General features: G+C 72.9%; 13 protein-coding genes and 1 pseudogene. 10 read left to right on the top strand and 4 right to left on the bottom strand.

The genetic code is table 11. The features are described 5' to 3' along the window. Positions 1–3: 3 nt before the first annotated feature. Positions 4–669, top strand: coding sequence for an RNA polymerase sigma factor (locus MTF69_RS09030; protein ID WP_243332351.1), 666 nt, complete (start codon positions 4–6; stop codon positions 667–669). Positions 670–676: 7 nt separating this feature from the next. Here MTF69_RS09030 and MTF69_RS09025 read toward each other — a convergent pair whose 3' ends face one another. After that, positions 677–1,246: a hypothetical protein gene (locus tag MTF69_RS09025; protein ID WP_243332349.1), complete on the bottom strand. Its 570-nt coding sequence runs from the start codon at positions 1,244–1,246 to the stop codon at positions 677–679. A gap of 122 nt (positions 1,247–1,368) precedes the next feature. Between MTF69_RS09025 and MTF69_RS09020 the strand changes: the two genes are divergently transcribed. Both MTF69_RS09020 and MTF69_RS09015 read left to right on the top strand, forming a co-directional pair. Next, positions 1,369–2,385, top strand: a complete 1,017-nt coding sequence (locus MTF69_RS09020) for a helix-turn-helix domain-containing protein (RefSeq protein WP_243332347.1) — start codon at positions 1,369–1,371, stop codon at positions 2,383–2,385. A 9-nt stretch (positions 2,386–2,394) separates the two neighbouring features. Further along, positions 2,395–2,937, top strand: a complete 543-nt coding sequence (locus MTF69_RS09015; RefSeq protein ID WP_243332345.1) for a GNAT family N-acetyltransferase — start codon at positions 2,395–2,397, stop codon at positions 2,935–2,937. Here MTF69_RS09015 and MTF69_RS09010 read toward each other — a convergent pair. Then, on the bottom strand, positions 2,934–3,401 hold the full coding sequence (locus tag MTF69_RS09010; RefSeq protein ID WP_243332343.1) for a MarR family winged helix-turn-helix transcriptional regulator: 468 nt from the start codon (positions 3,399–3,401) through the stop codon (positions 2,934–2,936). The two genes, MTF69_RS09015 and MTF69_RS09010, sit on opposite strands and share 4 nt — an antisense overlap. A gap of 181 nt (positions 3,402–3,582) precedes the next feature. Here MTF69_RS09010 and MTF69_RS09005 point away from each other — a divergent pair, with 181 nt between their 5' ends. The 4 genes and pseudogenes from MTF69_RS09005 to MTF69_RS08990 all read left to right on the top strand — a co-directional run bounded on the left by MTF69_RS09005 (position 3,583) and on the right by MTF69_RS08990 (position 7,321). Then, positions 3,583–4,812, top strand: a complete 1,230-nt coding sequence (locus MTF69_RS09005; protein WP_243332341.1) for an MFS transporter — start codon at positions 3,583–3,585, stop codon at positions 4,810–4,812. 139 nt (positions 4,813–4,951) lie between these two features. Next, positions 4,952–5,071 (top strand): annotated as a pseudogene (locus MTF69_RS09000) (heme-binding protein); the annotation flags it as partial. Positions 5,072–5,131: 60 nt separating this feature from the next. Then, the gene (locus tag MTF69_RS08995; protein ID WP_374322511.1) at positions 5,132–6,802 is read left to right on the top strand and encodes a glycoside hydrolase family 20 protein; all 1,671 of its coding nucleotides are present in this window, start codon (positions 5,132–5,134) and stop codon (positions 6,800–6,802) included. 78 nt (positions 6,803–6,880) lie between these two features. Then, positions 6,881–7,321 (top strand): GNAT family N-acetyltransferase, encoded by a 441-nt coding sequence (locus MTF69_RS08990; protein ID WP_243332339.1) that lies wholly within the window; start codon positions 6,881–6,883, stop codon positions 7,319–7,321. Positions 7,322–7,327: 6 nt separating this feature from the next. Here the strand turns inward: MTF69_RS08990 and MTF69_RS08985 are convergent, their stop codons facing one another. Further along, complete coding sequence (locus MTF69_RS08985; protein ID WP_243332337.1) at positions 7,328–8,161, bottom strand: endonuclease I family protein; 834 nt, start codon at positions 8,159–8,161, stop codon at positions 7,328–7,330. Positions 8,162–8,409: 248 nt separating this feature from the next. Between MTF69_RS08985 and MTF69_RS08980 the strand changes: the two genes are divergently transcribed. Then, positions 8,410–8,982, top strand: a complete 573-nt coding sequence (locus MTF69_RS08980; RefSeq protein WP_243332335.1) for a DJ-1/PfpI family protein — start codon at positions 8,410–8,412, stop codon at positions 8,980–8,982. A 113-nt stretch (positions 8,983–9,095) separates the two neighbouring features. After that, positions 9,096–10,076 (top strand): SMP-30/gluconolactonase/LRE family protein, encoded by a 981-nt coding sequence (locus MTF69_RS08975; protein ID WP_243332332.1) that lies wholly within the window; start codon positions 9,096–9,098, stop codon positions 10,074–10,076. On the opposite strand, the gene MTF69_RS08970 is transcribed toward MTF69_RS08975, so the two are convergent. Next, a complete protein-coding gene (locus tag MTF69_RS08970; RefSeq protein WP_243332330.1) occupies positions 10,060–10,875 on the bottom strand; it encodes a glutamate ABC transporter substrate-binding protein in 816 nt (271 codons plus the stop codon). The two genes, MTF69_RS08975 and MTF69_RS08970, sit on opposite strands and share 17 nt — an antisense overlap. A 256-nt stretch (positions 10,876–11,131) precedes the next feature. Between MTF69_RS08970 and MTF69_RS08965 the strand changes: the two genes are divergently transcribed. Continuing rightward, positions 11,132–12,316, top strand: coding sequence for a hypothetical protein (locus MTF69_RS08965; protein ID WP_243332648.1), 1,185 nt, complete (start codon positions 11,132–11,134; stop codon positions 12,314–12,316). Positions 12,317–12,350 lie beyond the last annotated feature (34 nt).

Genomic DNA, 12,350 nt, shown 5'->3' with positions numbered 1-12,350 from the left:
TCCGTGCTCCACCTCGCACCATCCCTGGGCCCCGCCACGACCGGCTTCGACCGGCCGTGGCGGGGCTTGTGGTCGTTCCTGCTGCGCCGGGAGCGCACCCGGGCCGCGCAGGCCCCGCCCGCGCCGTCGGAGCCGTACCGGCACGGGTATACGTACGGCCACCCCTCCGAGGCGGGCGGCCCGCCGCCCACCGTGACCGAGCTCTACCACGCCCACCGGCTGCGGATGGTCCGGCTGGCGGTGCTGCTGGTGGACGATCTCGGCACCGCCGAGGACGTGGTGCAGGACGCCTTCACGGCGTTGTACCGGCGCCACGGCGAGCGGATCACGGAGGTGGACAACGCGCTGGGATACCTGCGCACCTCCGTCGTCAACACGGCCCGCTCCGTGCTGCGCCGCCGCCGTACCGCCCGCGCGTGGATCCCTCAGGCACCCGCCGACGTACCCTCCGCCGAGGCGTCCGTGGTCCTCGACGAGGCACACCGCGAGGTCCTCGCCGCGCTGGGGCGGCTGACGCCGAGGCGGCGGCAGGTCCTGGTGCTGCGCTACTGGGCCGACCTCAGCGAGGCGGAGATAGCCGAGACGCTGGGGATCAGCCGGGGGGCGGTCAAATCGAACGCGAGCCGCGGGCTGGACGCGCTGGAACGGATTCTGGAGGGTCGGATATGACGCGTGGTCAGGAGCCGCCTTCCGGGCCGTCCGGGATGCACGAGGCCTTCGGGGCGCCGGCCGGGCGGCCGGTCGAGTACCGGCTGCGGCAGGCCCTGGACGCCCGCGCGGCCGGGATCACCGTGCGCGAACTGCGCCCGGCGCAGCCGCCGGGGCCGGGGGTGCGGCGCCTGTCGTGGGCCTGGCCGCGCGGTTTCACGCTGCCCTTGGTGGGGCTGGCGGCGGCCGCCGCGGTGGTGGGATATGCCGTACTGGCCCCGGACGCTCCGGTGCGCCCGGGGCCGGTACCGGTGCCGCCGGCCGCGCCGCCGTCGCCCACGCCGACCGGCCTCGCTCCGGGACCGTCCCCGGACGGTCCGTCCCCGTCCGTTTCCCCGTCGCGCCTTTCGCCTTCGGCCGCGCCCACGAACTCGTACACGCCCACCGTGAGCCCGTCGCGGGCGCCGGAGGCCGGTACGGGTGCGCCACGGCCCAGTTCCTCCGCCTCTGCTCCGTCGTCCCCGTCCCGGTCTCCGTCTCCGTCGCGGGCCTCGGCCTCGCCCTCGCCCTCGTCCCCGCCCTCGTCCCCGCCGCCCACGGCTTCGCCGGGCCGCCGCTGAGGAGGCGGGGGCCGGAGCGGCGACGGGAGCGGCTCGGTCGAGGCGCCACGCCGACCCCGACCATGCGCCGACGGGGACCAGTTGGCCGCATCCTTGGACCTTGCCGAAGAGTTCGAACAGGGGGCGCGGGATGTGGCACGTGGTGTCGTCGTGCGGGGTACCGGCGGGGGAGCGGTTCGACTGGTACGCCGACATCATCTCGCGCGAGGTGATGCCGGCCGCCCTCAGCAGCGAGCGGCCGGCCGAGTTCCAGGGCGAGGCGGCCGTAGTGGACCTGGGACCCCTGCGCGCGTCCAAGTTCTCCCTGTCGCCGCTGCGTTCGCGGCGCACCCCCGCACTGATCCGGCGCGGCGATCCGGAGCAGTACCAGTTGGCCCTGCTGCGCACGGGCGTCACCTCGATGTCCCAGCACCGCAACGAGTGCACGGTCGGGGCCGGGGACCTCATGCTCTGGGACACCTCGCTCCCCTCCGACAACGCGATGCTCGCGGACGGCGGCCGGGTACGGGCGACGATCCTGATGCTCCCCCGGGACGTCCTGCCGCTGCGTCCCGAGCGGCTGGAACGGCTGCTGGCCCGCCGCATACCGGGTGACCGCGGCATCGCGGCGATCCTGGCGTCCTTCATGACCGCCCTGGAGGACCACGCCGCCGAATGCGAGCCGCAGGAGCCGGCCCGGCTCGGCGCGGTCGCCGTCGACCTCGCCACGGCCTGCCTGGCCCAGCACTTGGACGCCGCGGACCGGATCCCCTCCGAAGCGCGAACGGAGGTCCTCCTGCGGCGCATCCACGCCTTCATCGAGCACAACCTCGGCGACCCGGAGCCGGCCCCGCCCGCGATCGCGGCCCGCCACACCATCTCGGTGCGCGGGCTCCACCAGCTCTTCCAGGGGCAGGGGGAGAGCGTCCGGGCCCGTATCCGGCGGCGCCGCCTCGAACGGTGCCGCGCCGACCTGGGCCGGCCCGAACTCGCCACCCACCGGGTGCAGTCCATCGCCGCCCGCTGGGGCTTCAGCGGCCCCGTGGTCTTCAGCCGCTCCTTCCGCGAGGCGTACGGGCTCACGCCCACGGAGTACCGCGCGCTGTGCGCCACGGGCACGCACCGCGAGAGCGCATAGGCTCGTCCGATGAACGACACCACACACGACCTGCGAATCCGGCCGGGCGGCCCGGCGGACGTCCCGGCCGTTCTGGCCATGCTCGACTCCGCGGTGGCCTGGATGAACGCCCGCGGCAACACCGAACAGTGGGGCACGACCCCGCACTCGCGCCTCCCCGGCGGGGTGGAGCGGGTCCGGCGCTACACGACCGAGAACTCCCCGTACATCGCGGAGTTGGACGGGGAGCCCGTCGGAGCCCTGGTGCTGGACTCCGGCCCCAGCCCGAAGATGCCGATGATCCCGTCGGCCGGGGAACCCGAGCGGTACGTCCGCCTGTTGGTCTCCGACCGGCGCTACGCCGGCCTGGGCATCGGCGCCGCGCTGCTGGTCCGGGCCGCGCAGGAGACCAGGCGGGCCGGCGTGCAGCTGCTACGGGTCGACTGCTGGGCGGGCGGCACCGGCGAACTGGTCGCCTACTACGAACGCAACGGCTTCACCCGCACCGCCCCCTTCCTCTCCGGCACCTGGCCGGGCCAGGTACTGGAGCAGCGGGTCCAAGGCGTGTCCTAGTCCCCCTGGTTCCCCGCCGGGGTGTTCTTCACCGCGGCCACCAGCAGGGAGAGTTCCGGATTGAGTGCCGCCTCGTCCAGGGCCTCGCGCAGGGCGGTGTCGTTGGTGGGGCGGGCCGCGGCCAGGAGCTCCAGGCCGGCCGGGCTGACTTCGGTGTAGATGCCCCGGCGGTCGGTGTCGCAGAGGTAGCGGCTGAGCAGCCCGCGGTCCTCCAAGCGGCTGACCAGCCGGGTCGTCGCGCTCTGGCTGAGCACCACCGAGTCCGCGACCTGGTGCATGCGCAGGTGGCCGCCGGGGCCGCTGTGCTGGCGGCTGAGCACGTCGAGCAGGGAGTACTCGCGCACGCTCAGGCCGTGTCCCGCCTGGAGCGCGCGCTCGATGTGCGTCTCGATCCGCCCGTGCAGGAGGGAGAGGGCGCACCAGCCCTGGGAGAGGGCGGTGAGCGCGCTGTCCGTGGCCGTCATGGGCTTCCTCCTCGAAGGCGTGTGCCTCCAGGATAGGGCACGCCTGCAATTGCCCGCGCTTGCAAATATCCCGCGTCTGCAATTAATGTGGACGCAGGCAACCCGCTGAGGCAATCGCCCGGCCGGCCCAGCCCCTCCCTCCTCTCCCTGTAGCCCCAGCACCTCCTGAAGGGCACCCCTCATGCCTCTCTCACTCCTCGCACTCGCCATCGGCGCCTTCGGGATCGGCACCACCGAATTCGTGATCATGGGCCTGCTTCCCGAGGTCGCCGCCACCTACGGCGTCTCGATCCCCACCGCAGGCTTCCTGGTCACCGGCTACGCCCTCGGCGTGGTCCTCGGCGCCCCGCTGATGACCGTCCTCGGCACCCGCATCCCGCGCAAGCGGATGCTGATGCTGCTCATGGGCCTGTTCATCGTGGGCAACGTGGTCTCCGCACTGGCCCCCGCCTTCGGCGTCATGCTTGCCGGGCGGGTCGTGGCCTCCCTCGCCCACGGCGCCTTCTTCGGCATCGGCGCGGTCGTCGCCGCCGAGCTCGTCGCGCCCGAGAAGAAGGCCGGAGCCATCGCGATGATGTTCACCGGCCTCACCGTGGCCAACGTCGTCGGCGTCCCGCTCGGCACGCTCGTCGGCCAGCACCTCGGCTGGCGGGTCACCTTCCTGATCGTCGCCTCGCTCGGCCTCCTCGGCCTGCTCGGCATCGCGCGGCTCGTCCCCGACCTGCCGCGCCCCGAGGGCGTACGGATCCGCCACGAGCTGGCCGCGTTCCGCAACGTCCAGGTGCTCCTGGCGATGGGGATGACCGTCCTCGGCTTCGGCGGGGTCTTCGCCGCCATCACCTACATCACCCCGATGATGACCAACGTCGCCGGCTTCGCCGACACCTCCGTCACCTGGCTGCTCGTCCTCCTCGGTCTCGGCATGGTCGCGGGCAACCTCGTCGGCGGCCGCTTCGCCGACCGCGCGCTGATGCCGATGCTGTACACCTCCCTGGGCGCTCTCGCCGTGGTCCTGGCCGCCTTCACCCTCACCGCCCACACCCGGGCCGGCGCCGCCGTCACCCTCTTCCTCATCGGGGCCCTCGGCTTCGCGACTGTGCCGCCGCTGCAGAAGCGCGTCCTCGACCAGGCAGCCGGCGCCCCCACCCTGGCCTCCGCCGTGAACATCGGTGCCTTCAACCTCGGCAACGCCCTCGCCGCCTGGCTCGGCGGGCTCGTCATCGCCGCCGGACTCGGCTGGACCGCCCCGAACTGGGTCGGCGCGGCACTGGCCGCCTCCGCCCTGGCCCTCGCCCTGGTCTCCGGCGCGCTTGAACGGCGTACGGGGATCCGCGCGGGCGGCGATGGGAGCAGCCGGGTCATCGCGGCCGGCACCCCGGCGGCGACCACCGCCGTACCGGCCCACCACTGATCCACGACCCCGCGTACCGCCTCGTATCCCCCCGCATCACCGGGGACCTCCGAGGATGCCCCGGCCTTCAGGCTGGGGGGAATCGGACCCCTGCGGAGCAGAGCAGGGAACGGGGTTTCGCCCCCAGGGCGAAAGACCCATCGCGGGCGGGCTGCCGGTCCACCGCGACGGCCGGCTCGTCGGAGCCATCGGCGTCGGCGGCGGAGCCCCGGCCCAGGACCACGGGTTTGCCGCGTCCGCGCTCGGCACGCTCGTCTGACCCTCCGCCCGGGTCGCGCGGCGCTGTCCCCCGTGCCACGTTGGTACGGGGGACAGGAGCATGATGCGGCAGACGAAGCAGTACGGGCGGAGCCATGTCATCGCGACGGCAACAGTCGCCGCGCTGGTCACCCTTGTCGCCGTCCCGGGCTGCGCGTCCAGTACAACCGGCCCGGGGAACGCCCGGGCCCCGGTCGTGGCGACCACCCCGCCGAGCGCGACGGCCCCCGCCGCCAGCCCCGCCACTCCCGTCACCACCCCCTCCACCCCGCAAGCCCCGGCGCCCACGCCGACGCCGACCTTCCCGCTGTCCACCGCCCCGCGCACCGTCCCGGCCGTACGGGAACACGTGCCGGCCCACGGCCCCGGCTGGCGGCCCGGCCCCGAGGCGCGGGTCGTCGTACCGCCGGCCGACAGCGCGGCCCTGGCGGACGAGGGCAAGCTGCTGGCCGGGGAGCTGCGGATCGGCTTCGCCGAGTCGGCCACCCCGCGCAAGGGCGACGTGGAACTCACCCTCGGCTCGGAGGGCTCCGGCGCCCCCGAGTCGTACACCCTCACCGTGCGCGACGGGCAGGTCCGCATCACCGGACCCGACCAGGCCGGGGTCTTCTACGGCACCCGCACCCTGAAGCAGGAGGTGAGCGGAGGCGGTTCGGCCCCGGAAGGCACCGTGCGCGACGCCCCGGCCAAACCGCAGCGCGGCCTCAACCTCGACATCGCCCGCAAGCACTTCACCCCGGACTGGATCGAGGACCGGCTGCGCGAGATGGCCGACCTCAAGCTCAACCAGCTCGGTCTGCACTTCTCCGACGACCAGGCCTTCCGGATCGAGTCCGACACCCATCCCGAGATCGTCTCCACCCCGCACCTCACCAAGGCGCAGGTGCGCGGGATCACCGCGCTCGCCGCCCGGCTGCACATAGCGGTCGTCCCCGAGATCGACTCCCCGGGCCACCTCGGAGCGGTCCTGCGCGCCTACCCTGCGCTGCAACTGCGCGACGTGCAGGGCAGGGCGGTCAAGGGCGCGGTCGACATCGCGAACCCGGCGGCGGCGAAACTCGTCGACGAACTCCTGCGGGAGTACCTGCCGTTGTTCCCCGGCTCCCTCTGGAACCTGGGCGCCGACGAGTACCAGGCCCTGGTCTACCGCGATCCGCAGACCTCCTTCCCGCAGCTGACGGCCGCCGCCCGGCAGCGCTACGGGCCCACCGCCCGGGTCCAGGACCTGGCGACTGGCTGGCTGAACGACCGGGCGGACGTGGTCCGTTCGGCGGGCCGCGCGCCGGCGGCCTGGAACGACGGCTTCTTCACCGGAGGGATCGCCCAGCCGGCCAAGGACATCCAGGTCGAGTACTGGACGGGCAAGGAGAACGGGGCCCGGCCGCCGCTGGAGTACCTGCGCGAGGGCCGCAAGGTCGTCAACCTCAACGACGAGTACCTCTACTACGTGCTGGGGCAGCCGAACCAGTTCACGTACCCCGACGGCCGGCGCATCTACGAGCAGTGGACCCCGCTCGTGCTGCGCGGCACCGCGGCCGTGCCCGCGCGGTACGCCGGGCAGATCCTCGGCGCGCGGCTCGCCGTCTGGTGCGATCTGGCCGGAGCCCAGACCCAGGCCCAGGTCGCGGCCGGCATCCGGCTCCCGCTCGCCGCCCTGTCCCAGAAGGTCTGGGACTCCCGCACCCCGGCCCTTGACTGGCCGGCCTTCAAGGCCCTGGCCGACCGGCTGTAGCGCGGCCGCGTAGCGCGACCGCGTCCCGGCGGTCGAAACCCGCTGGCCGGGGCCCGGCCCCTTTGCTTGGATGCGGGCATGGACGACAGCGCGCTGCCCTCGCCCGAGGGCTATGAGATTTCCACCGACCCCGGCCGCCTGGACCGGGAGCTGATCCACCGGTGGCTGTCCGGGGACGCCTACTGGGCCCTCGGGCGGAGCCGGGAGAAGCAGGACGCCGCCATCGGGGGATCGCTCAACTACGGGGTCTACGACGCCGTGTCCGGCCTCCAGGTGGCCTACGCGCGCGTCGTCACCGACCGCGCCACCTTCGCCTGGCTCTGCGATGTGTACGTGGACCGGGGCGTACGGGGCAAGGGGCTCGGCACCGCCCTGGCGGGGGCGGTACGGGACCACCTCGCCCCGTACGGGCTGCGCAGGATCCTGCTGGCGACCGCGGACGCCCACGAGGTCTACGCCAAGGTCGGCTTCGAGCCGCTCGCGGCGCCGGAGAAGTGGATGGCCCTCGGCGTGCAGTAGGGCCGCCTACCAGATGGAGTTGACCCACTCCGGGTGGTCGATGAACGGGTTCCGGTTGTGCTGGTAGGTGTCGTAGATGACCTGGTTGCGGCGCTGCTCGAAGGCGTCCGGCGGGTCCTGCAGGTTCCACTGCTTCAGGACGCTGATCTTGCCGAAGAGGGGCGCGCTGCCGTTGTTGACCCTGTCGTTCATCTCCAGGTCGGCGAAACCGTCACCGCCGGCGTAGCGCACGGCCATGTAGAGCAGCATGCGGGCGACGTCGCCCTTGACGGCGTTCCGCGGCTCGAAGGAGTCGGAGTCGGTCAGGCTGCCGGGGGCCTCGGAGACCGGGCCGCCGCCCATGTCGAAGTCCTTGTTCCCGCGGGTGCTGTTGACGGTGACGTCCTCGGGCCTGAGGTGGTGCAGGTCGGTCCCGGGGCCGGTGGCGGTGCCGAAGTCGCCGTGGCTCTTGGCCCAGACGTGCTCGCGGTTCCAGTCGTTGACGCCGCCGCCGTTGGTGGACTTCGACTGCGAGCGGCCCGAGTAGACCAGGATGACGTTGTTGGAGTTCGCGGGGTCCTGGTCGGTGACCTTCAGGGCGTTCCACACGCCGTCGTAGTTCACCTTGGACTGGGTCTTGATGATGTTGTGCAGCGCCGTCTTGAGCGCGGCGCCGGTCTTGCCCTCGGCCGTGGCGTAGTAGGTGTCGACTGCGACGGAGGCCGAAGCCGCGGTGGGGGCGGCCTCGTTGGCGGGGGCTGCCGTCCTGTTCTGCCGGCCGGCCGAGGCGGAGGCCGGGAGCAGTATGAGGGACGCGGCCGCGAGGCCGGCTGCCCAGGGAGTAAGGCGCGAGATTCTCATCACGTGGGGGTACCTCTCCACACGCACCGCTCCCGCCCGGGGAATTGGCGGGGCATCAGGTGGCAGAGCGAGGTTCACATTGTCATGTGCCCTACAGGTAAAAAGCACGTGTCGGGAGCCCTGATTTTCTACGCGCGTCACGTGTCGCCGTCGTCCGGGTGATTGGCGCAAGAATCCCTATGCAGGACCGGGCGCCGCGGGCACGGTTGCGGAGGCCACACCGTGAACAGCCCGACCAGGAGCAGCCCATGGCACCGAAGATCCTCATCGTGACCGGCGACGCGGCGGAGTCGCTGGAGGTCCTGTACCCCTACCAGCGCCTGATCGAGGAGGGGTATCAGGTCCACATCGCGGCGCCGGCGGTGAAGAAGCTGCGGTTCGTCGTCCACGACTTCGAGGACGGCTTCGACACCTACACCGAGAAGCCCGGCTACACCTGGCCCGCCGACATCGCCTTCGCCGACGTGAACCCGGGGGAGTACGCGGCGCTGGTCGTGCCCGGCGGACGCGCCCCGGAGTACCTGCGCAACGACCCCGAGGTGCGGCGGATCCTGGCGGCCTTCGCCGGTTCCGACAAGCCCATCGCGCAGATCTGCCACGGCCCCCTGATCACCGCCGCGGCCGGGGCCCTCGACGGCCGCCGGGTCACGGCCTATCCGGCCCTGGAGCTGGACATGAAGGCGGCCGGCGCCGCGTTCGAGGACTCCGAGGCCGTGGTCGACGGCACGCTGGTCTCCGCCCGCGCGTGGCCCGACCACTCCGCCTGGATGCGGGAGTTCCTGACCGTCCTGCGAGTCAAGGCCCCGGTCTCGGAGGGGTGAGCTTCGCCGTCCCCTTGTGAAAGATCCTGACCGGGGGCTGCCGGGGCGCCGTCGATGTGGTGGGGTGAGAGGGTCAACCCACCTGTTGCACACGGCAGTTGAGAGGGTCAGTCATGACGGGGAGCATAGGACGACGCGGGTTCATCGGTGCGGCCGCGGCGCTGGGAGGCGCCGCGCTCGTCGGAGCGGGGGCGCCGCTCGCCCAGGCGCAGGGGGCTCAGGCGCAGCAGGCGGCCTGGCTGCCGCGGCCCGACACGGTGGCGATCCCGGCGGGCTTCCAGCCCGAAGGGATCGCCGTCTCCGCGCACGGCACGGCCTACACGGGCTCGCTGCTCGACGGCTCGGTCTACCGCTTCGAACTCGCCACCGGCGCCGGGCGGATCATCACCCGGGGCGAGGGCCCGATGTCGGTGGGCCTCAAGCTCGACCCGTACGGCAGGCTGCTGGTCGCGGGCGGCGCCAGCGGACAGATCCGGGTGGTCGACGCCCGGGACGGACGGGTTCTGGCCACTCACCAGGCCGCGACCGGCACGGCCTTCGTCAACGACGCCGTCGTCGGCTGCGGCGGTGCCTGGTTCACCGACTCCTTCGCGGACGTCCTGTACTTCCTGCCCGTGGGCCGGGACCTCACCGGCCCGGGCGCGGTCCCCCGCGCCCTGCGGCTCGGCGGCGAGTGGGACCCGGTCCCGCCCGGCGGCGCGTACTGGGGTGCCAACGGGATCGAGCGGACCCCCGACGGCCGGGCCCTGCTCGTGGTGCACGACACCGCCGAGGCGCTGTTCCGGGTGGACCCGCGCACCGGCGCCGCCACCCGGACCGTGCTCGACGGCGGCTCCGTGGGCAACGGCGACGGGCTCGTGCTGCACGGGCGGACGCTGTACGTCGTACGCAACTGGGCCTATGCGGTGGATGTGTTCACCCTGAGCGGGGACGGCCGCCGGGCCCGCTTCGTCAAGCGGATCACCGACCCGCGCTTCGACGAGCCGACGACGGCCGCGGTGTACGGCGGCCGGCTCTACGTGGTCAACGCCCGCTTCGACGCCGACTGGTCGGACCCGGCCACCGCCTCGACGGTCGTCAGCTGCCCGTTGTGATGGCGGGCGCGGGCTCGTACTTGTAGTCCGGGCCGAAGTTCTTCTTCACGGCCGCTTCCCAGGTGCCGTCCTCGACCATCTTGCGGATCGCGTTGTTGATCTTGACCTGGAGCTCGGTGTTGCCCTTCTTCATGCCGATCCCGTAGTTCTCGCTGCTCAGGCTCAGCCCGATCAGCCGGAACTTGCCCTCGTTGCCCTTGCGGGCGGTGTAACCGGCCAGGATGGAGTTGTCCGTGGTGATGGCATCGACGAGGCCGTCCCTGAGGGCGACGACGCACTCGGAGTAGCCGCCGAGCTCCAGGAGGCCCGCCTTGGGGGCCAGGTTCTTCCTGACGTTCTCCGCCGAGGTCGAGCCGGTCACCGAACACAGCTCCTTGTTGGCGTTGTCGAGGTCCTCGGCCTTGGTGATGGTCGCGTCGTCGGCGCGGACCATCAGATCCTGGTGCGCGAGGAAGTACGGCCCGGCGAAGTCGACCTTCTGCTTGCGCTTGTCGTTGATCGAGTAGCTGGCCGCCACGATCTCGACCTCGTTGTACTCGATCAGGAGCTCGCGGTCGTTGCTGAGGACCTCCTTGAAGGTGATCCGGTCCTTCGGGTAGCCGAGCTCCTTCGCGATGTACGTCGCCACGTCCACGTCGAAACCGGTGAAGGTGCCGTCGGGCTCCCGCATGCCGACGCCCGGCTGGTCGAACTTGATGCCGACGGAGAAGGTCTTCTGGTCGTCGTCACCGCCACACGCCGATGCGGTCAGGGCGAGACCGACCGCTGCGGCGATGACGCCGGCCTTGGGAACCTTCATGCTGCACTCTTTCCTGGGGTACGCGGATACGCGGGTCGCGGGCGGGCCGAGCCGCGCGGGAGCGCGCGGAGCGCACCGGGACCGGGCCGGGGCGCGGGGAACCGCGGAGGCTGGTGGACGCGTATATGAGGAAGCTAGGAACTCGTCGGGCGCAGTGTCACGACATCTGAGCAAATCTTGAGGGTAACGATCCGGAACGGCGGCAGATCCTGCGGCGGATCCGGCTTTGAACGGGAGAGGAGCCGGTCAGGTGGCCATGGGCGGGGTACGGGTCGAGGGGAACGCACTGCTGCTGGGCGAGGGGGCGCAGGTCCGTTTCATGCGGACGCTGCGGCTGCCGGAGACCGGTACGCACAATCTGCCCCCGGGGCTGGGGGAGTTCCCGCTGCGGCGGGCGGAGGACTATCCGGACACGGTTCCGGCGGACTGGCCGGCCAAGGGCGGGGTGATGCTCCCCGTGTACCTGCGCGAGGCGATGTGGCTCAGCTTCGGCGGGACCCGGGAGCCCACCGCGCTCCAGGTCGGGGTCGGCAAGGTGTGCGCCGTCTCCGGCGAGCGGTGGACAGGCGCGCTCGGGCGCCGGCCGCAGAACTACCTCGTGCTGCCGCGCCAGCCGTGGCTGGACGGCATCAATTCGGGCACGGGTACGGTCCGCCAGTTCGTCGCCGTCCCGCTGGGGCTCGGCGCCACCGTGGAGGGCCAGGTCACCGGCGAGGAGACCGCGGGCGGCGTGCAGCTGCAGGCCTTCCCGCTCGGCGCCAAGGCGCTGGAGCGGTGGCGGGAGGAGGAGCGGGCGCGCACGGCCGGGACCGGCCGGACCGGCGGCGTACCGTACGGGATCCTGCCGCCGGGCAGTCATCCGGGGGGAGGCTTCGCGGGAGGAGGCTACGCGGGCGGCGGCTTCGGAGCGCCCCCGGCGATGCCGATGGCGATGCCGGCGCCGATGGCGGCCCCGGCGCCGGGCGGACCCGTGGGCGGCCCTCCCGGGGCGGCGGCCCCCGCCGCGGCCGCGGGTCCGCTGCGGCGGTCGGGCGGCGGGCCGGTCCCGCAGGCGGCGCCCGCGATGGGGCTCGGCGCCGGCGGCTCCATGCGCCAGGAGGTGTACCGCGACGACCGCAAGGCGAAGGACTGGGCGGCCGAGCCGGCAGCCCGCGTCTTCGTCCACCTGGTGACCCCGCCCGCGTGGCGAAGGATCACTGGGGAGGAGCCGCCGCCCTCGCCGGTGGACCGGGCCGCCTACACGAAGGCGGGGCTGCCGTGGTTCGACTACTACGACGACGCCGACGACCTCGCCCCCTCCGACACCCTCGGCGGGGTGCGGCCGGTGGGCGAATGGCTCGGCGCGGACGAGGCTCCGTGGGCGGAACCCGCCCCCGGCCAGGTCGCACCCCTGGGGAACGGGCCCCGGCCGGGCAAGCCGGTACAGGACGGCGACTGGTAGCCGGCGCCGCCCCCGCCCCGCCCCCGCCGACCTG

The sequence above is a fragment of the Streptomyces sp. AP-93 genome (assembly GCF_022808175.1).
Classification (GTDB): Bacteria; Actinomycetota; Actinomycetes; order Streptomycetales; family Streptomycetaceae; genus Streptomyces.
The sequence above is the reverse complement of the archived record's forward strand: the minus strand, read 5'-3'. Positions and strand labels throughout refer to the sequence as shown.

What these genes read in the sequence shown, in the direction of transcription:
- MTF69_RS08980 (WP_243332335.1), top strand. Translation starts at nt 8,410, where the DNA reads ATGGCACCGAAGATCCTCATCGTGACCGGCGACGCGGCGGAGTCGCTG.
- MTF69_RS08995 (WP_374322511.1), top strand. Translation starts at nt 5,132, where the DNA reads ATGATGCGGCAGACGAAGCAGTACGGGCGGAGCCATGTCATCGCGACG.
- MTF69_RS08990 (WP_243332339.1), top strand. Translation starts at nt 6,881, where the DNA reads ATGGACGACAGCGCGCTGCCCTCGCCCGAGGGCTATGAGATTTCCACC.
- MTF69_RS08970 (WP_243332330.1), bottom strand. Translation starts at nt 10,875, where the DNA reads ATGAAGGTTCCCAAGGCCGGCGTCATCGCCGCAGCGGTCGGTCTCGCC.
- MTF69_RS08985 (WP_243332337.1), bottom strand. Translation starts at nt 8,161, where the DNA reads ATGAGAATCTCGCGCCTTACTCCCTGGGCAGCCGGCCTCGCGGCCGCG.
- MTF69_RS09005 (WP_243332341.1), top strand. Translation starts at nt 3,583, where the DNA reads ATGCCTCTCTCACTCCTCGCACTCGCCATCGGCGCCTTCGGGATCGGC.
- MTF69_RS09015 (WP_243332345.1), top strand. Translation starts at nt 2,395, where the DNA reads ATGAACGACACCACACACGACCTGCGAATCCGGCCGGGCGGCCCGGCG.
- MTF69_RS08975 (WP_243332332.1), top strand. Translation starts at nt 9,096, where the DNA reads ATGACGGGGAGCATAGGACGACGCGGGTTCATCGGTGCGGCCGCGGCG.
- MTF69_RS09010 (WP_243332343.1), bottom strand. Translation starts at nt 3,401, where the DNA reads ATGACGGCCACGGACAGCGCGCTCACCGCCCTCTCCCAGGGCTGGTGC.
- MTF69_RS08965 (WP_243332648.1), top strand. Translation starts at nt 11,132, where the DNA reads ATGGGCGGGGTACGGGTCGAGGGGAACGCACTGCTGCTGGGCGAGGGG.